Source organism: Acidobacteriota bacterium, assembly GCA_018001935.1.
In the GTDB taxonomy this organism is placed as follows: domain Bacteria; phylum Acidobacteriota; class JAAYUB01; order JAAYUB01; family JAAYUB01; genus JAGNHB01.
On sequence record JAGNHB010000004.1, the window covers coordinates 1 to 19498 of the forward strand.

The 19498-nt window shown below is 69.0% G+C and carries 14 protein-coding genes; 13 read left to right on the plus strand and 1 reads right to left on the minus strand.

Annotated features, from left to right (window positions below; genetic code table 11):
- Nucleotides 1-93: 93 nt before the first annotated feature.
- The gene (locus KA419_02650) at nucleotides 94-336 is read right to left on the minus strand and encodes a DUF1566 domain-containing protein (protein ID MBP7864822.1); all 243 of its coding nucleotides are present in this window, start codon (nucleotides 334-336) and stop codon (nucleotides 94-96) included.
- A 768-nt stretch (nucleotides 337-1104) separates the two neighbouring features.
- Between KA419_02650 and KA419_02655 the strand changes: the two genes are divergently transcribed.
- The 13 genes from KA419_02655 to KA419_02715 all read left to right on the plus strand — a co-directional run bounded on the left by KA419_02655 (nucleotide 1105) and on the right by KA419_02715 (nucleotide 19498).
- Complete coding sequence (locus KA419_02655) at nucleotides 1105-1602, plus strand: periplasmic heavy metal sensor (GenBank protein ID MBP7864823.1); 498 nt, start codon at nucleotides 1105-1107, stop codon at nucleotides 1600-1602.
- 176 nt (nucleotides 1603-1778) lie between these two features.
- The gene (locus tag KA419_02660; protein MBP7864824.1) at nucleotides 1779-4229 is read left to right on the plus strand and encodes an SUMF1/EgtB/PvdO family nonheme iron enzyme; all 2451 of its coding nucleotides are present in this window, start codon (nucleotides 1779-1781) and stop codon (nucleotides 4227-4229) included.
- A gap of 61 nt (nucleotides 4230-4290) precedes the next feature.
- Nucleotides 4291-7128, plus strand: a complete 2838-nt coding sequence (locus KA419_02665; GenBank protein MBP7864825.1) for an aryl-sulfate sulfotransferase — start codon at nucleotides 4291-4293, stop codon at nucleotides 7126-7128.
- A 125-nt stretch (nucleotides 7129-7253) separates the two neighbouring features.
- Nucleotides 7254-7484, plus strand: coding sequence for an antitoxin (locus KA419_02670; GenBank protein ID MBP7864826.1), 231 nt, complete (start codon nucleotides 7254-7256; stop codon nucleotides 7482-7484).
- Nucleotides 7484-7882 carry a type II toxin-antitoxin system VapC family toxin gene (locus KA419_02675; GenBank protein ID MBP7864827.1) on the plus strand — a complete coding sequence of 133 codons (399 nt, stop codon included), beginning with the start codon at nucleotides 7484-7486 and terminating at the stop codon, nucleotides 7880-7882. Before KA419_02670 ends, KA419_02675 begins: the two co-directional genes overlap by 1 nt.
- Before the next feature lie 160 nt (nucleotides 7883-8042).
- Nucleotides 8043-9707 (plus strand): hypothetical protein, encoded by a 1665-nt coding sequence (locus KA419_02680; protein MBP7864828.1) that lies wholly within the window; start codon nucleotides 8043-8045, stop codon nucleotides 9705-9707.
- Between the two features lie 42 nt (nucleotides 9708-9749).
- A complete protein-coding gene (locus KA419_02685) occupies nucleotides 9750-11159 on the plus strand; it encodes a sigma-54-dependent Fis family transcriptional regulator (protein MBP7864829.1) in 1410 nt (469 codons plus the stop codon).
- Between the two features lie 12 nt (nucleotides 11160-11171).
- Nucleotides 11172-14057 carry a metallophosphoesterase gene (locus tag KA419_02690; GenBank protein MBP7864830.1) on the plus strand — a complete coding sequence of 962 codons (2886 nt, stop codon included), beginning with the start codon at nucleotides 11172-11174 and terminating at the stop codon, nucleotides 14055-14057.
- 409 nt (nucleotides 14058-14466) lie between these two features.
- Nucleotides 14467-14787: a hypothetical protein gene (locus tag KA419_02695; GenBank protein ID MBP7864831.1), complete on the plus strand. Its 321-nt coding sequence runs from the start codon at nucleotides 14467-14469 to the stop codon at nucleotides 14785-14787.
- Between the two features lie 179 nt (nucleotides 14788-14966).
- The gene (locus KA419_02700) at nucleotides 14967-15152 is read left to right on the plus strand and encodes a hypothetical protein (protein ID MBP7864832.1); all 186 of its coding nucleotides are present in this window, start codon (nucleotides 14967-14969) and stop codon (nucleotides 15150-15152) included.
- A 337-nt stretch (nucleotides 15153-15489) separates the two neighbouring features.
- On the plus strand, nucleotides 15490-16200 hold the full coding sequence (locus tag KA419_02705; protein MBP7864833.1) for an RNA polymerase sigma factor: 711 nt from the start codon (nucleotides 15490-15492) through the stop codon (nucleotides 16198-16200).
- Between the two features lie 59 nt (nucleotides 16201-16259).
- Nucleotides 16260-17966, plus strand: coding sequence for a hypothetical protein (locus tag KA419_02710; GenBank protein MBP7864834.1), 1707 nt, complete (start codon nucleotides 16260-16262; stop codon nucleotides 17964-17966).
- Nucleotides 17963-19498, plus strand: a complete 1536-nt coding sequence (locus tag KA419_02715; protein MBP7864835.1) for an aryl-sulfate sulfotransferase — start codon at nucleotides 17963-17965, stop codon at nucleotides 19496-19498. Before KA419_02710 ends, KA419_02715 begins: the two co-directional genes overlap by 4 nt.

A 19498-nucleotide genomic window follows, 5' to 3' on the forward strand; every position in this document is an offset into this window, starting at 1 on the left:
GCTAGTCAAGAGGGAACTTGATATTGCAAGAATGATTTGTGAGGTGACCCCGGGCGTTCCGCGAGCTGATAGCCCGATCAGGGCGGGGTTAGATCATGCCAACTTTTTCCCTTGCGAAAGTGCTGGCGCACACCCCCCGTCACGGCGGCCCACCGGTGCGGCGAACACGGGGTCGATGGCCGCGGAGCCGCGGGTGTCCGGCGAGCGGGTGTTGTCCAGGATCGACGGGAGTTCCTCGGCGTTGGGCAGGCGCCAGTCGGAGTGACCCGGAAAATTGGCCGCGTTCTTCGTCTGGACCCAGGCCAAGGCGTCCGGCCAGTTCAGGACGGCCGGCAATCAGGGGATTGATGACCCTCGAAACCCGGAATACCGGTGTTTTTCGATCCCGGCTTCATCCGAGGCGGTACGGTCGGTTCCGGCCGTCGGCAACCGGCCCGGGGACGGCAAGATTTGTCGAATCCGTCCCGATGCCTCGACAATCCTTGCCGGAATCCCTTTCCCGAGCCCGTGATGCCGCCCGGAGCGGCCGGGCTTGACCGCCGCAAACGCGGAGCTGCCGGCGATCGCGGGGGTCATCAGCTGAAATGGCAAGAACCCAAAGGACATACAAGCCACAAAGGACATAAAGGACGTCAAAGACATAAAGGACGTAAAGGACCCAAAGGACCCCAGGGACCGAGAGGGATGATAGGCGCTTTAGCGGCTGCGTTTTTATCAAAATGTTGTCGTTTCCGGTTGCCTGCCGAGGCCACTTTTCCGGGCGAAGTCCCGGAGAAAGCCTGGTCCCATCAAAGTAAGATCTTTGGCAAAATGCGCAGGAAATCGGGAGCGGTCGGCGGCATCCCGAAGGGATGGAGGAGCTTAGCCGTTGGGTGCTCCGCCGGAGGCGGTGCTCCCACCGGTTGGGTCCGGCGAGTGCGGATGCACCCTGGAGGGGTGCCGGACCCCTCCCGGCGCCCCGTCCGGGACGCAGGACCAAACCACTCGCGGAGTGCCCGCGCTACGCGTCGCTTGATCTGGCACCGGGGTTGCGATATGTTTGGTTGCGTCGATACCGACCCGTCTCGGGAAGGTCCATTCGAGCGTCAAAGGAGGAACCGTTCGATGAAACGCGCCACGTTCATCGTTACTTTCATAGCGGTGGCCCTGGCCGTCCCGCTGGCGGCCGGCCCCCGCCCCGACCCGGACCCCGACCCCCAGCGGGGGCGAGGGGACGAGGAGGAGGCCATCCGCTACCTGAACATGACGCCGGAGCAGAAGGAAAAGCTCCGGCTGCTGCGGGACGCCCGGGACAAGGACGTCATGCCGCTGCGCCTCCAGGAGCAGGAGCGCAACGCCGAACTCCGGCTCCTGTGGCTGCAAACCCGGCCGGACCCGGTCAAGGTCAAGGCCAAGCTGAAGCAGATCCACGACCTGAAGTGGCAGATCCAGGAGAAGGACGCCGACTACTGGATCGCCTTCCGCGAGCTCCTGACCCCGGACCAGTTGTCCAGCTTCCTGACCCTGGTGGGGGACCGGATCTTCAAGCCCAAGGCCGGTCCGCCGCCTCGCGACGACGGGCCCGACGACCGCGGCGACCGGCGGCGGCCGCCCCCGCGCTGATCCGGGGGGGCCGCCGGACCGCGGCCGTAACCCCCGGGGGGAAGCCCCGTCGGGTACACGATATTCTCGGAAAGTGTCGATTGAAGACCGGCCCCGGGCCGGCCCGGGCGAGGTCCGCCCGTCCGTACGCCGCCCGGCGCCGCCCGGGGCGGCCTCGAATATGGGAGGAACGATCGATGAAGAAGGAACGTCCTGTCCGCCTTTTCGTGCTCGGGCTCGCCCTGTCCGTTCTCACCGCGGCCGCCGGCCCGGGGTTGCCGGGGGCCCTGGCGTCTCCGGCCGTCCCGGAGATGGTGGCGCTGCCCGCCGGCGAATTCGTGATGGGGGACCACTACGGGTACATCGACCCCAGCCACCCCAGCGACGAGGTCCCCATGCACACCGTCCGCCTCAGCGCCTTCTCCATCGGCCGCTACGACGTGACGGTCCGTCAGTACTGCGGCTTCCTCAACTCGGCCCTGGCGCTGGGGCTGATCCGGGTGGCCGACGGCTCGGTCTACCCCGCCGGCGGCAGCGACCTGCTCTTCCTGACCCGCACGGCCGACCCCTACAGCCGGATCGCCTGGTCCGGGACCGCCTTCTCCGTCCTGGACAACCGCGGCGATCACCCCGTCACCAGCGTCATGTGGGCCGGGGCCGCGTTCTATTGCAACTGGCTGAGCGACCAGCTCGGACTGGACCCGTGCTACGACACCGCAACCTGGGCCGGCGACCTGACGAAAAACGGGTTCCGGCTGCCCACGGAAGCGGAGTGGGAATACGCCGGGCGCGGGGGCCGGTACGACCCCTACCTTGTCTTCCCGTGGGGTCTCACCATGGACATCACCCGGGCCAATATCCCCAATTCGGGAGACCCGTTCGAGTCCGGGGCGCAGCCGTGGACGACGCCCGTGGGCTTCTTCAACGGTCAGGTGCACCAGAAGTCGGACTGGGGCTGGCCGGGCAGCGCGACGAGCTTCGCGGCAGGCGACGGCGCCAACGGTTTCGGGCTCTACGACATGGCCGGCAACGTCTGGCAGTGGACCAACGACTGGTACGACAAGGATTACTATTCCGTGAGCCCGACGCAGGACCCTCCGGGCCCCGCGACCGGCTCGCCCATGCCCGACGGCAAGCCCTATCATTGCCTGCGCGGCGGGAACTGGTACAACGGGACCGACGGGCATTCCCGGGTGTCCAACCGGGACCCCGCCTACTACCGGGGCCCGCTGGACCCCAACCACCCGTGGTACCACGTCGGGTTTCGCGTCGCGAACCGTCCGTACACCGCCCCCGGCGCCCTGCATTTCCCCTGGGGCCGTTTCGTCCCCCTCGAGACCACCGTGGGCCTGGCCTTCGTGAACACGGGGTCGTCGGACGCCTCGGTCGCCCTCTCCGCCCACGACCCGGCCGGGGCCGCGGCCGGGTCGCCGCTGACGATCCCGCTGCCGGCCGGAAACCAGGCCGCCCTGCAGGCGGACGGTCTCCCGGGGTTGGCGACGCCCGCCGACGTCCGCCTGGAGGCGACCCCCTCGTCTTCCGCCGTCCGGGGGTTCTTCCTGGCCCAGCTCTACGACGGCGGGCAGCTGGCGGGTCTGGACGGCGCCTCGGCCGTTGCCGCCGCCACCACGGACGGGATCATCCCCCGCGTCCGGAACGCGTCGGGGTACTCGACCGGGTTGGCCATCGGGAACCCCGGTGACACCGCCGTCACGGTCACCCTGACCGGCTGCACCGGCACCGGGATCGTCAGCGGCGGCTCCCACAGCGTGGCGGCCAAAGGGTGCCTCTACCTCGACACCGCCGCCCTGTTCACGGCGGTTTCCGCCTCCCCGGACGCCCGGACCGCCCCCGGGGCCTCGTCGGGCTTCGACGGGGCCGTCCGCCTGCGCGCCACCGGGGGCGTCGTGGCCACCGCCCTCACCCGCCACGACACCGGGACCCTGAGCGCGGTCAACCTGGTCCCCGCCGTCCAGGCTGCTTCCTCCCTCGTGGCGGCCCACATCACCCGGATCCCGGACCTGTACTTCACCGAGCTGAACCTCGTCAACCCGGGTGAGACGGACGCGGTGGCGACCCTTTCCCCGTTCAGCGCGGACGGCACGGCCCTGGCCGCCCCGTTCACCGTCACGGTCCCGGCCCGGCAGGTCCTCGCCCTGCGGGACGCCGCCCTGGGGCTGCCTTCCGGGACGTCTTCGGAGGGGTGGCTCCGGGTGACGACCCCGGACGCCACGCCCCTGGTGGGCTGCGTGACGTTCGGCCACCCCGGGGACAACCGCTATGAATCCACCCTGCCGCTCCAGGCGTCGGGCCTTGAGGACATTCACTTCGCCCAGGTGGCCAACGGGACCGTGGGCGGCGTCAACTACTTCACGGGCGTCGCCGTCGTCAACCCCGCCGCGGCCCCGGTGCAGGTCACGTTCCGGGTTTTCCGCAGCGACGGCACGGCCAACGGGAACGCGGCCGTCATCCAGGTCCCCGCGGGGGGAAAGTACGTCCGGCTCCTGTCCCAGGTGGACGGGATCGGGACCCTCACCGACCAGTCCGGCGGCTGCCTTCGCCTCACCGCCACCGGGGCGGTCTTTGCGTTCGAGTTGTTCGGGAACTGGGAAGGCGGCTTCCTGAGCGCCGTGCCGGCTCAACCCTGACCGCACGCCCGAAGCCGACCGGGTTCGATTTGCAATGAAAACGATTCAGGAGGAAGACACCATGAACCGAAGGATATTGGCATGCCTCGTCGTGACAGCCCTCGTCGGCCTGGCCGGATTCGGCCCGGCCCTGGCCGGAGACCTGCCGGCATCGTCCACCGCCGACCCGGCTCTCTCCGTCGTCCCGAACGGGCCCCTGGCCGGGACGGGCACGGCGGAAACGACCAGCCAGACCGTCGGGCTCTTCCTCAACGACGCCCGCGCCTGGCCGGGCTACACGCTGGTGGCGCCCAAGCATTACGGGTCAACCTACCTCCTGGACAACCAGGGCCAGGTTGTCCACTCCTGGTGGGGCAGCCTGTACGAGCCGGGACAGTCGGTCTACCTGCTGGAGAACGGCCACCTGATGCGCCCCTGTTCGTCCAAGGGCCCCCTCAGCACCGGCGGCGGCGAGGGGGGGCGGATCGAGGAGTACGACTGGGACAACAACCTGGTCTGGCAGCTGGATTTCTCCACGGCCGAGTACATGCAGCACCACGACGTCAAGCCCCTGCCCAACGGGAACGTCCTGATGCTGGTGGTGGAGAAGCGGACCTACGCCGAAGCCATCGCCGCCGGGTTCGACCCGGCGCAGCTCGCGGACATCCAGGCCCGGGGCTACATGCTTCCCGACACGGTTTACGAGGTCAAGCCCACCTACCCGTCGGGCGGCACGGTGGTCTGGAAGTGGCACGTGTGGGACCACCTCATCCAGGACAACGACCCCACCAAGGCCAACTACGGCAACGTGGCGGCCCATCCCGAGCTCATCGGCACCGACGGGGACGGCCTGAAGCTGCACTACTTCTGGAACCACATGAACGCCATCTACTACCACCCCGGGTTCGACCAGATCATCCTCAGCGTGCGGGGCAACAGCGAGATCTGGGTGATCGACCACAGCACCACCACCGCCCAGGCGGCCGGCCACACCGGGGGACGGAGCGGGAAGGGGGGCGACCTCCTCTACCGGTGGGGAAACCCGCTCACGTACAAGGCCGGGACGGCCGCCGACCAGAAACTCTACCAGCAGCACGACGCCCAGTGGATCGACACGGACTGCCCGGGCGCCGGCGACATCATCTGTTTCAACAACGGCCTGGGGCGGAACTACTCCACCATCGACCAGTTCACCCCGCCCGTGGACGCGGAGGGGAACTACGCCTACACCGCCGGCACGGCCTGGGCCCCCTCGACCTTCACCTGGAGCTACCAGGCGACCCCGGCCTCCGCGCTTTATGCCGAGGCCATCTCCAGCGCCCAGCGGCTCCCCAACGGCAACACCCTGATCTGCGACGGCACCCACGGGACGTTCCTGGAGGTGACCCTCGGCGGGGAGACGGTCTGGAAGTACGTCAACCCCGTGGTGAAAACCGGCACCCTGAGCCAGGGGGACGCCATCCCGGCCGACCCGGCCCGGCCTGACGAGTTCATGAACGCGGTGTTCCGGGTCCGGCGCTATCCGACCGACTACGCCGGCCTGGCGGGGCGGGACCTGACGCCCCAGGGCCCGCTGGAGGGGATCACCATCCAGGAGACCGTGTACTTCCCCTGGCTGGGGTACCTTCCGGGGATCACCAACGCCGGGTTCGCCTTTGTCAACACCAGTGCCACCGACCAGGCCTGGGTCCGCCTCGGCGGGTTCGACACCGCCGGCGGCAGCACCGGCACGTCCGGCTACCTGGGGCTGCTTCCCGCCAGCCAGTCCGCGGCCCAGGGGGATGCCCTCCTGGACCTGGCGCAGGCCGTGAACGCCTTCGTGAAGGCGGAGTACTCCGGGACGGGGATCAAGGGCTTCTTCCTGGCGGAACTGTTCGCCAACGGGACCCTGGCGGGCCTGGACGGCGCCCCCGCCCTGTCCGTCACCACCACCGACGGGATCCTCCCGCGGGTGCGCACCGCGGACGGGTACGCCACGCAGCTGGTCCTCTCCAACCCCGGCAGCACGGCCGTCAGCGCGACCCTGACCGGCTACACCGGCACCGCCTCCCTCGCGGGGGGCACCCACCCGATCCCGGCCCACGGCTGCCTGTACCTGGACGCGGCAACCCTCTTCCCCGCCGTGACGGGCGCGGCCGCCGCCTTCGACGGCTGCGTGCGCGTGCAGGCCACCGGCGGCCTCATCGGGACTGCCCTGGTGCGGTACGGTTCGGCCTCCCTCAGCTGCCTGAACCTGGTGCCGGCGACCCAGGCCGCGACCACCCTCTACGCCGCCCACGTCACCCACCTGCCGGAGTGGTATTCCACCGAGATCGACCTGGTGAACCCCGGTGACAGCAGCGTCACCGCCACCGTCTCCCCGTTCCTCGCGGACGGGTCGGCCCTGGCGACCCCGTTCCAGGTGGTCCTGGGGCCGCACCAGGTCCTGACCCTGGACGACGCGGCACTGGGCTTGCCGCTCACCGGCTCGTCCGACGGCTGGGTCAAGGTCCAGGCCACGGGTTCCGACGGGCTCCTCGGGTGCCTGACCTTCGGCCACCCGACGGACCACCGGTACGAGTCCATGCTGCCGCTGCAGGCCAGCGGTTCGGCGGACCTCTACTTCCCCCAGGTGGCCAGCGGGGAAGTGGGCGGCGTCAACTTCTTCACCGGCGTGACGGTGGTCAACCCCACCACCGCCACGGTGCCCGTGACCTTCCGCGTGTACGAGAGCGACGGCACCGCCAACGGCAGCACGGCCGTCGTCCAGGTCCCCGCGGGGAGCAAGTACGTGCGCCTGCTCTCCCAGATCGAGGGTATCGGGACGCTGGCCGGCCAGTCCAGCGGGTACCTCCGGGTCACCGCCACCGCACCGGTGGTCGCCTTCGAGCTCTTCGGCGACCTGTCGGGGACCTTCCTGAGCGCCGTGCCGGGGCAGTGACGGAGGCGTCTCACGCGATGGCAGAACGATCTGAAAGGCTATTTATCGGGAGTGTCTCCATCAAAAATGCTTGTCTTCTCATCATGCCGGATATATACTGATGATATAGATTGCGGAGGTGTTCCATGGCTCAGACGGCAAAGCTGTTCCGAAACGGGCGGAGTCAGGCGGTCCGATTGCCGTTGAAGTTCCGGTTTCCCGGTCGCGAAGTGTTCATCGAAAAGCAGGGCGAGGCCGTCATCCTTCGCCCGAAGCCCGAGGGATGGGATGATTTCTTCATCCGTCCCTCCCTCGTGCCGGATGACTTCCTGTCGGACCGCTCGGACCCGCCCCCCGAAGACCGGGAGCTTTTCTGATGCTGTACATGCTCGACACCGACATGTGCAGTTATATTCTGAAGAAACATCCCGCCGCGGTCAAAGCGCATTTCGACGCGGCAGGAAAGGATGCCCTGGCCATTTCCACGGTCGTCCTGGGTGAGTTGTACTTCGGCGCTGCCCGTCATGTGCAGGGAGAGAGGATCCGACAGGAAATCGATGACTTTGCATCCCGTTTGTCCGTGATGGATTGGGATGAAGCGGCAGCGGATCACTACGGGTCGATCCGGGCGGAACTGGAGGCCCGGGGAACTCCGACAGGCGCCATGGACCTGATGATCGCGGCCCATGCCAGGAGCCTGGGGGCGACGTTGGTTACGAACAACACCCGGCACTTCGAAAAGATCCATGGCCTTCTCCTGGTGAATTGGACGTGACGTTCATTCCATCAGCAAAACCTCTTCTGCTGCAGTTTTCAAGGTTGTCCGCACGATGCCTTCCGAATTCCCGCCTCGATCACGAGGAAAACGGCCTGAGAGGATGACCGTGAACCCATCGCCCGGCAAAGCGAAACGGATCCGATCGACTGGGGGGGCGGTGCCGCAGCTGGCCGTCATGGTGATCCTGTGCGCCGTGTTCATCGGGGTCTCGACGGTCCTCGGCTGGGTCAACCTCCGCCGGCTGGACCAGATCTTCCTCGCGGCCCTGGGCGACCGGGCCCGGGTCCTCGCCCGGGACTTCGAGTCGACCTTCCGGCGGAACTACGACGGGATCGTCCAGGCGGACGAGACGGTGATCCCGGTTTCGCCCGACGGCGGGGCGGGAGACGGCCGGTCCCTCCAGGAGGCTTTCCTCATCGACCTGACGACCCTGGCCCGGCAGGTGGACGAGGGGAACCCGTCCTCCCCGGCCGACCCGGCGGCACTGGACCGCCTGCGCGAACCGGAAGACCTGGCCTTCCTGGGGCTCTACGACCGGGAGGGTCGGCCGGTGCGGTTTTCCGGGCAGGCGCCGGCCGACGCGTCGACGTGGGTCGCCCCGGTTGCCGGCGGCCAGGACGAGGTCCGGATCGACCTCTTCAGCCGCTTCTTCCGGGGAGAGCCCTTCGGTTGCCTGGCGGTCGGCCGGAAAGGCGGCGGCGCCGTCCTCCTCGCCCTGGACGACGCGGGGTTCAGACGCCGGGCGGCCCGCTTCGCCGTGCGGCAATCCCTGACGACCCTCGGTTCGGAAACGGACCTGCTCTTCGCGGTGGTGACCGACGCCGCTCGCCGGCGGGTGGGCGTGTTCGACGCCACCCGGCCGGAGGCCGTTTCCCCCGGGCGCCCGGCCGATCTCCCCTCCGGGGGGACCGCGTCCGTGCGGGAGGTGGCGGTCCCCCTCCGATCGGGGGCCCTCGCCGGGGAACTTCGCCTGGGTTTCCGGGGCGACGCCCTGGAGGAGCTGCTGGGGAAGAACCGCCGGGGCATCCTCCTCTCGGCCCTGTTCATGGTGATCATCGGCGTCCTGGCGGCGGTCTTCCTTCACCGGAACCAGCAGGCCCACCTCCGGCAGCTCCGGGAGATGGAGCGGCGGGTCTACCAGGCCGAGCGCCTGTCCGCGCTGGGCCGGCTGGCCGGGGGCATGGCCCACGAGATCCGCAACCCCCTGAACGCCATCAGCATGGCGGTCCAGACGCTGGGGATGGAGACGCCGGGAAAGCTCACCCGGACGATCCAGGAGGAAATCCGTCGCCTCGACCGCCTCCTGGACGACTTCCTGTGCCTCGCGCGCAACCGGCTGGTCTTCCGGCCGGGGGACCTCGCCGAGCTCCTGGACGCCGTCACGGAACTGCTGCGGGAGGAGGCCGAAGCCCGCGGGGTCCGTCTGCTGGGGCCCCCGGCCGGGGAACCGATCCCCCTGGTCATGGACGCGGACAAGATGAAGCAGGCGGTCCTGAACCTCCTGAAAAACGCCCTGGAAGCCATCCGGGGGGAAGGGACCGTCCGGCTCGAGGTCCGTCGCCCGCGGAAGGGCCGGGTGGAGGTGACGGTCTCGGACACGGGCGTCGGCCTGGGCGCGGAGGAGATCCCCCGCATCTTCGACCTGGACTACACCACCAAGGACAAGGGGGTCGGCCTGGGGCTCCCCATCGCCCGGGAGATCATCCTCGGGCACGGCGGGGAGATCACCGTCGAGAGCGCGCCGGGGCAGGGAACGACCTTCCGGGTCCTCCTCCCCCTGGAACCGCTGGACCCGGCCCTGCTCGACGCCCGGCCGGAATGAGGCCGGCTTCCCGGCCGCACGACCGACGAAGGCGAGGTGAACATGCAGCCGCTCAACATCCTGATCATCGAGGACGGCGCCTCCCAGCGGGAGGTGCTGCGGGATTTCCTCCAGTCGCGGGGCCACCGGGCCTTCACGGCCGGGAACGGCCCGGAGGGGCTCGAGTGCGCCCGGGGGCAGTGCCTCGACCTGGTCCTCGTGGATTACAAGATGCCGGGGATGGACGGCCTGACCGTCCTGGAGAAGCTCCGCCAGCTCAACCCGGAGACGCCGGCGGTGATGATGACGGCCTACGGCACCATCGAGACGGCGGTGAAGGCCATGAAGGCGGGCGCGATGGACTACCTGACCAAGCCGGTGGACCTGGAGTTGCTCCTGATCCTGCTTCGTCGGGTCTCCGACCGGCGGACCCTGGAGCGGGAGAACCGCCTCCTGCGGGAGGAGTTGGTCCGGAAGGGGGGGGAGGCCGTCCCCCTTGTCCACCGGAGCGCCGTGATGGCCGAGGTGGTGAACCTGGCCGGGCGGGTGGCGGCCAGCAACGCCACGGTCCTGATCCAGGGGGAGAGCGGCACCGGCAAGGAACTCCTGGCCCGCCTCATCCACGCGCTGAGCCCGCGCTCGGCCCGGCCCATGGTCACGGTGAACTGTGCCGCCCTGACGGAAAGCCTGCTGGAGAGCGAGCTGTTCGGGCACGAGCGGGGGTCCTTCACCGGGGCCGACCGGCGGCGGATCGGACGCTTCGAGGAGGCCGACGGCAGCACCCTGTTCATGGACGAGATCGGGGAGTTGCGGCCCCCGGTTCAGGTCAAGCTGCTGCGCTTCCTCCAGGAGCGGGAGTTCCAGCGCGTGGGCGGCAACCAGACCCTCACGGCGGACGTGCGCGTCCTGAGTGCCACCAACCAGGACCTGAAGGCCCGGGTCAAGGCCGGGGAATTCCGGGAGGACCTCTACTACCGGCTCAACGTCGTCACCCTCGACATCCCCCCGCTCCGCGAGCGACGGGAGGACCTGCCGCCCCTCGTCGAGCACTACCTTCGCCACTTCGCCGCGGAGAACCGCAAGAGCGTCACCGGGCTGACCGCCGCCGCCCGGAACCTGCTCCTGAAGTACGATTACCCCGGGAACATCCGCGAACTCAGGAATATCCTGGAGCGGGCGGTGGTCATCGCCCGGGAGACCCTCCTCACCCCGCGGGACCTGCCCTTCGGCGAACCGTCCGCCGAACCGTCGGCGGGCCCGGCCGCGGGGCCCCCGGGGGAGGCGGGCCCGGCATCGGCCGCCGGTGCGGGCGGAGACCTTCCCACCCTCCGCATCGCCGTGGAACGCGTCGAACGCGACCTGATCCACCGCGCCCTGGAACGCTGCGACGGCCACCAGGTCCGCGCCGCCGAACTCCTCGGCCTCAGCGAGCGCATGTTGCGCTACAAGCTGCAAAAATACCGCGTGAAGTAGAGGGGGCAAATCGTGCGACCGTTCCTCCCAAACCGCGACACGGATGGTTTCCGGGCTGGAAGTGCCCTCGTCGGCCTGCTCGGGGTGCTGCTGCTCCCGGGGCTGTGCCCCGTCCCGGCCGCGGCCGGCCCCGTCGCCCCGGGCCCGTCCGCCCATTCGCGGGCGGGAGCGTTCACGCTGATCCTGGGCAACCCCACGGCGACGTCCGTCGACGCCGGCGTCCTCGCCGAAACCGACCTGGAGGGCTGGTTCGAATACGGTTCCGTTGCAGACGGCTCCCTGTTCCACACCGACCCCGCCCACTACCCCGCGGACGTCCCCCTGACCGTCACGATGGGTTCGCTCCAGCCGGACGCCGGCTGTACGTTCCGCTTTCACTGCCGCCCGCCGGGCGGCGGGGAATACACTGTCGCCGCCGAGGCTTCGTTCCACACCCGGCGGCTCCCCGGAAGCGCTTTCACCTTCACCGTGCAGGCGGACCCCCACGTGGGCGACACCGGTTTCGTCCCCGCGCTCTACCAGCGGACCCTGGAAAACGTCCGCGCCGACGCGCCCGACTTCCACGTCGACCTCGGCGACACCTTCCTCACGGAAAAGCTGGCCGGCACCCCCGAGGAGGAGACGCAGACCTTCCTCGCCGGACGGGAGTACTTCGGCCTGGCCGGGCCGGCCGCCCCCGTGTTCCTCGTCAACGGGAACCACGAGGGGGAACTCGGCTGGAAGCGGGACGGCGCCGCCGACAACCTGGCCATCCGCTCGACGCTCAACCGTCGCCGCTACTACCCCTGCCCGTCACCGGGGGGGTTCTATTCCGGCGGCGTCACGCCCGAGCCCGGCACCGGTGTCCGCGACGGCTACTACGCCTGGACGTGGGGGGACGCCCTCTTCGTGGTGCTGGACCCCTTCTGGTACACCCTGAAGAAACCGAACGGGGTGAACGTGGTCTTCCACGGGCACGACCACGTCTTCGTCCGGCAGGAAAAGGACGGCATCGTCTACCAGGAGTGCCCCCGCCCCAGCTTCAACCAGGCCAACGCCGTCGCGGACGCCGCGGCGGCCGGCTACCTCTCGGGCGACGTCCTGGCGAGCCCCGGCCACCTGCGCGTCCGGGTCACGCCCTCCCGGGTGACGGTGGAGTACGTCCGCGCGTCCCTCAGCGACCCGGACACCAACGGGACCGTGGCGCACCGCTACACCCTGTCCCCCGCCGCCGACCCCGGGGCCTTCCCCGGCAACGTCGTCCTGGGGTGCCCCACCGCCACCTCCGTCAAGGCCAACCTGTTCTCCGCCGTCGAGGGCGGGGAGGTCTGCCTCGAGTACGGCCCGGCCCCGGGTGAGTTCACGGCGCAGACGCCCGTGGAGAACCTGGCGGCCGGGGTCCCGCTCGAAATCAGGGTCGACGGGCTCACTCCCGACACGCTCTACGCCTACCGGACGCGTTTTCGGGCCGCCGGCGCCACCGACTTTTCCCCGGGGCCCGTCTGCCGGTTCCGCACCGCCCGGGCCGCCGGCAGCACCTTCACCTTCTGCGTCCAGGGAGACTCCCACCCGGAGCGGGCGAACTCCCAGTTCGACGCGGACCTCTACACCCGGACCCTGCTGACGGCGTCCGCGGACCAACCGGATTTCTACTTCGCCCTGGGGGACGACTTCAGCGTGGACACCCTCGACCCCATCACGGTGACCGAGGCGCAGGTGGCGGAGCGGTACGTGATCCAGCGGCCGTTCCTCGGGGTGATCGGCGCGGGCGCACCGGTTTTCCTGGTCAACGGCAACCACGAGCAGGCCGCCCGCTACCTGCTGGACGGCACCCCGGACAACGTGGCGGTCTGGGCCCAGAACGCCCGGAACCGGTACTATTCTCAGCCCGCGCCCGACGGCTTTTACACGGGGAACACCGAGTGGGTGCCCTTCATCGGACTGCTGCGGAACTACTACGCCTGGACGTGGGGGGACGCCCTGTTCGTGACCCTCGACCCGTACTGGGGGTCGTCCGTCTGCGTCGACAACCCGTTCTACGGGGGGCCCAAGCACCCCGAGATGTGGGACATCACCCTGGGGGAGGCCCAGTACCGCTGGCTGAAGAACACGCTGGAGCGGAGCCCGGCCAGGTACAAGTTCGTCTTCGCCCACCACGTCCACGGTACCGGCCGCGGGGGCATCGAACAGGCGGACCTGTACGAGTGGGGCGGCTGGAACAAGAACGGCGGCTGGGGGTTCGACACCCGTCGGCCCGGCTGGCCGCAGACGATCCACCAGTTGATGGCGTCCACGGGGGTCACCGTGTTCTTCCAGGGGCACGACCACATCTGGGTGAGACAGGCCAGGGACGGGGTGATCTACCAGACGCTCCCCGAGCCCGCCGACCCCAACTACACGCTCTACAACGCGGACGCGTTCGTGACGGGCGACAAGTTCCCGAACACGGGGTACACGCGGGTGACGATCTCACCGTCCGGCGGCCAGGTGGACTACGTCCGGACGTACCTCCCCCAGGACGAAGGGCCTGGCAGTGTCAACGGGGCGGTGGCCTTCTCCTACCCCATCCTGCCGACCGGCGTCCGGACCGCCCGCTGCGGCGACGCGGACGGCTCGGAAGGGGTGAACGCCGCCGACCTCCTCCTGCTGGCCCACTACCTGGACGGCGACGCGATCGTGGACGTCGCGGACGTGCCGTACCTCGACCTGGACGGGAGCGGAGACCTGGGCGTGCCTGACCTGCTCACCCTCCAGCTCTACCTCTCCGGCCAGCTCGACGCGATCACCTGCTCCGGGCGGGTTTGTCATGCGCAACACCAACGACGGCGGCAAGAAAGGCAACGGGAATGCGCCGGTCCGCCGGCCGGGCCCCGGAATGTTCCCCTTCCCCGGCAGGATTCCCGGACGCCCGGCGTCTAAACTTGCAATTCACGGTGATCGACCCGACGGTCGTTCGCAAAAGGAGCCTGTCATGAAGAACACCCTCTTTTCCATGGTTATCCTGCTCGGGCTGTCGGCGGGCCTGGCCGGAGCGCAGGTCACCCCGCCGCCGGGGGCCGCCGGCGACGGAAACCCTCCCCGTAAGCCGAAACCGCCGATTTTCGCGGCGATCGACGCCAACCAGGACGGCGTTCTCGGCGCCGACGAGATCGCCCAGGCCGCGACGGCCCTGAAAACCCTCGACAAAAACGGCGACGGCCAGCTCACCCGCGCCGAGTACATCCCTCCCCGACCCGGCATGTCGGGAGCGGCCGGGGCCGATGGATCCCGCGGGCCGGGCGGGGACGGGCTTCGGGGCGCGGGCGGGGGCGGCCGCCGGGCGCCGGGGATGGAAGGGGCCCGGGATCCGGAATCGCCGGGCCCCGGCGGCCCGGGGGAAACCGTTGCCCCGGCACCGGGCGGTGAAGGTCTCGGCAGGCCGGGGGAGGATGCCTCCCCGGGTTCGGTCGGCCGGAGGCAGCGGCCGCCCCGGCCCCCCATCGACCTCGCCCTGGACGCGAACCAGGACGGCATCCTCAGCGCCGACGAGATCGCCAATGCCCCCGGTGCGCTGAAGACGCTCGACAAAAACGGCGACGGCCGGCTGACCCGCGACGAGTGCCTGCCGCCCCGGCCGTCGAATCCGGTGGGCGAGCCCGCCCTGAAATGAAACGTCGGCCACGGGTCCCTGCCCGGGTTACCGGCGGGCAGGCGGAGACCGTGGCGGCCCCCGGGAGGGGGGGCCTCCCCCCTCCCCGCACCGGGGAAAAACCGGACCGCCGGCCGCAGGTTCTCCCCCCATTCGACGTCCAAGAGGGCACGGAAGGCCCGACCCAACGCGGAGGGAACATGATCGCCTGTGACCGGAACGAGATCGAACGTGAAGTGTTCCTGACGATCCGCGCCCTGGACGATCTGGCGTGGATCACCTGCCGCCCGGACTTCTTCGCCCGCCTGCAGGCGCGGCTGGCCGGGATCGACCCGGAACCGCACCCCTCCGACAATCCCTTCACAACCGAATCCACGGAAAGCTAGCCGGAACTCCAGGAGCGTCCGGCCGCCATTCCTCGGGTCCAATCTCATTCAACTGAAAACACAGACAATCCGCAATTGGGTGGTGGCAATCCGGCAGGAATTGTCGAATCCGGTCCCCCCGCGCCGACAAGGCTTGCCGGAAGGAAGGCCCGCCAGGGCGGGACGCCGGGCAGCAAAACCAGTAAGTCTTTTTATTACAAATAGATAAATATTTGGCATCGGAACTGCGATATCCCCGCTGTCCGTGGCCGGCGACAGCGGAAACCGGTTCATCACCGGAATCCGGGAAACCGGCGGCGGAAGTGGTCGAAATTCGCGTCAAACGGAGCCCTGTTTCATGGATATCTTCCAGGACGTTCACTCCGAGCCGTGCCGGTCGAAAGACCTCGGCGACCCCTCCGAAGCGGCTTTGCTCGAGCGGCTGAAATCGGGGGCGACGTCCGCTTTTCGTGACCTGGTGCGGCAGCACCAGGACCGGGTCCTGAACACCTGCTATCGTTTCATCCCCCACCGGGAAGACGCCGAGGACCTGGCCCAGGAGGTTTTCCTGGCGGCCTATCTGGCCCTGGAAGGCTTCCGGGGGGATTCGAGGGTGTCCACCTGGCTGCACCGGATCGCCGTCACCCGTTGCCTGGATTTCATCCGCAAGGCCGGGCGAAAGAAACGGTCCGGGTATCACCTCGGGATCGACCGGCGCTCGAGCGGCCCCGCCGGGGACCCCCCGACCCCCCAACCCGATCCGGAAGCCTACACCGAGAGCCGGGAGCGGCTGAAGGTCCTGATGGGGGTCATGGGTACGCTGCCGGACAAGCAGCGGGTCGCCTTCACCCTCGGCAAGTGCGATGGGCTGAGCCATGCGGAGATCGCCGAGGTCATGGGGATTTCCGCTTCGGCCGTGGAATCCCTGATCCACCGGGCCCGGAAGAACCTGGAAAAACGCCTTCGGGCGTATTTCGAAGACCAGTTTCGGATTCGTGGCAACCTCCAGGCGGGGTGGGGCGTCCCCACCCTTATTTTCCCCTCGCGGGGGGAGGAGGGGCTCTCATGAAGCCGTCCATGGATCCTTCCGGGTATCACACCCCCACCCAGACCCAAAGGAGTCGGCTGATGAGACACCGGGTATTTACCCTCGTGACCGGAGTTCTGTTCCTTGTCGTCCTGTTGCCGATTTCCGGCGGGGTCTCCTCCCGGGCGGAACAACGCCGCCCCGGTTCCCGCTCGGAGGATAGCCGCCCCTTGTCGGACGAACAGAAAGCCCGGGTCGCGGCCATCCTGTCGCGATTCGAACCGAATGAACTCACGCCGGAGATCGCCCGGGCCATCCACGAAGCCTTCCGGCAGGCGGGACTGCGGGCCGGCCCGGCCATGGCGGACGCCATCCGGGCGGCCGGTTTCGACCCCGACAAGTTGCGGGACCTCGCGCCGCCGCCAGACCCGAGCGGGGAAGAGGGCCGACGTCCTGCCCGTGAGGGGGACGGGAACGACCGGGGCCGGAACAACCCGCAGGGGTCCTGGGGCCGGGAGTCACGGAAGTCGGGCGGCTATTCCATCGAGCAGGCCGTCTCGGACCAGGCCCAGCTTCACACCATCGCTTTCGACGCGTTGGCCTTCCTGACGGGCGACCTGGGCTGCAACACCTTCCTGCCGCCGGGCAAGGTGGCCGATTTCTGCGGGTTCCAGTACATGCGCGACGTGGACGCCAACGGGCTCGGCCACAACACCGCGTTCGTGCCCCGGGCGGCCAACAACGTCCTGTGCATCCTGAATGCCGATCAGAAGGCGAAACTTGTGGCGCTGGCCCGGGAGCAGGAGACCCTTCTGACCGACTTCGCCTGCCGGCGGTTCCCCCTGATCAAGGCCTTCCACCGGCAACTCGAGGGCGACGTCCCCGCTGGCAGCACGGGCCTCGACCGGGGGGCGGTGATGAGGCACTCGGCCGGTTTGTACGAGCTGGACGGTCAGCTGAGCTACCAGCGGGCCAGGGTCCTGGGAGAGGTCCTCCGCTCCCTGACGGACAGCCAGCGGGCCTACCTGGCCCGGATGGCCTTCGGGGACTCGTCCACCTGGCCGGAACTGCCGGACCAGCTCGACCGTCGGAGCCTGTCGCCCACGGCGCACGTCGCCGTGATGACCTACGCCAGCGAGATGTTCAGCTGGTACGCCGGCAACGTTGAGGCCGACACCTACTTCTGCCCCGAACGCCACGCCACCTATTTCGGATCGTTCTACCTGAAGGACATCCCGGCCATGGGCAACCGGAACTACGCCATCAGCACCTCGCTCACCGGCAACAGCGGCGAGGCCTTCCTGGCCACCCTGACGGAGCCACAGCGCCGGCTCGTCACGAACCTGGTGGACCAGCAGCGCGCGGACCTCGGCGAGATCGTCCGAACCCGTCGGGCCATCGCCACCCAGCTGCGCCGGTTCATGACGGAAGGCTCCATCGACCGGAGCAGGGTCCTGGCCCTGGCCCGGCGGTACGGGGAGCTGGACGGGGAGATCTCGTACTTCTACGCCCGGGCCTTCGCCGAGGTGGGCCGGACGCTGACGCCCGAGCAGAAGGCCGCCCTGCGGAAGCTGCGGAACCTGGATGCCCGTTATGACTGCCGGGGCGCCTATCTTTACTCCCGTCCCATCGCCATGCCGGTCATCCCGCCGACCGATTTCCTGTTCACCGCCGACTCCCACCGGGGGGCGTCCAGTGGAGCGGATCGAATGCGTGCGGGGCACCTTCGGCCCCTCGGCCCGGACGGGAGCGGCACCCCGGCGGGCGGGCCACATGCGGCCAATCTCACGAAGAGGAGCGACTCATGAAAAGCAATCTCCTTCGGATCGTCGGCATCGCGGCCCTGGTCCTGGCGGCAGCGTCGGGCCCCGGCCGGGTGAGCGCCTGCGGCGCCCTGCGGGGGCCCACGGAACTCCAGTACTGGGACGTCACCCGGGCGTACAACGGGTACACCCTGTTCGCCGCCAAGGGGAAAACCTACCTCGTCGATATGCTGGGGCGCGTCGTCCACTCCTGGAACCTGGGGACGAACCCCCACCTGCTGGACGACGGCCACATCCTGGACGCCGCCTCCGACGACCCCAGCGGCTTCAGCGGGTTCAAGGAACTCGACTGGAACGGCAGCACGGCCTGGTCCTACCTGGAGACCCGCAGCACCTACGCCCCCCACCACGACTTCGCCCGGGTCTTCAACCCCAAGCTCCAGGCCTGGACCACGATGTACATCGCCAACAAGACCGTCACCCAGGCCCAGGCCATCGCGGCGGGGTGCGACCCCGCCAACGGCCCCTACGACGGCGCCCAGGCGGACGCCATCGTGGAAGTGGACGCCGGCGGGACCGTGGTCTGGGAGTGGTGGTTCTTCGACCACGCCGTCCAGGACATCGACGCCACCAAGGCCAACTACGTCGGGGCGGGCAAGACCATCGCCGACTACCCCGGCCGGATCGACCTCAACATGCCCGGGCGTCCGCTGAAGAAGGACTGGCTGCACTGCAACGCCATGGACTACAACCCCGACCTGGACCAGGTGGTCATCAACTCCGTCCAGGGGGAGTTCTACGTCATCGACCACGGCAACACCTTCGTGGTGGGAGACCCGACGGCCAGCATCGCCCTGGCGGCAAGTTCCGCGGGGGACTTCCTCTACCGCTTCGGCGACCCGTCCCGCTACGAGCAGGGGACCAAGCCGTCCACCCTCACGGACTGGACGGAAGCCACCACCGGCAACCGGCAGATGGGGGGCACCCACGACATCCAGTGGATCCGGTCCGGGCTGCCGGGGGCGGGGCATTTCATGGTGTTCAACAACGCCCAGTACCTCTTCGAGCACACGCCCCAGTCCAGCATCCTCGAGATCGACGGTTTCCGGGACGCCTCCGGGAACAACCTGGCACAGTACGTCAACCCGCCCGACGCCGGCTACACCACCGTGACGTATCCGGACGTCATCCAGAAGTCCCCGCGCCTGATCTCCAACCAGGTCGTGTGGAGCTACGCCTCCCGGGGCAACCAGGGGTTCTTCAGCCACATCGGCTCCAGCGGCCAACGCCTCCCGAACGGCAACACGCTGATCTGCTCCGACACCGAGGGACACTTCTTCGAGGTGACAGCCGAGGGGCGGCTGGTGTGGGAGTACATCCTCCCCGTCACGAGCGGGGGGATCGTGACCACGCTCCTGGACAACCTCCCCATGACCAGCTCGGCCTTCCGGGCCTACCGCTACGGGGCCGACCACCCGGCGCTGGCGGGGCGGGACCTGACGCCCGGCGCCACCCTCACGGGGACCGTCCCGCCCACGCGGCCGCCGGTGGTGTGGGGCTCCACGCTGGCCGACTGA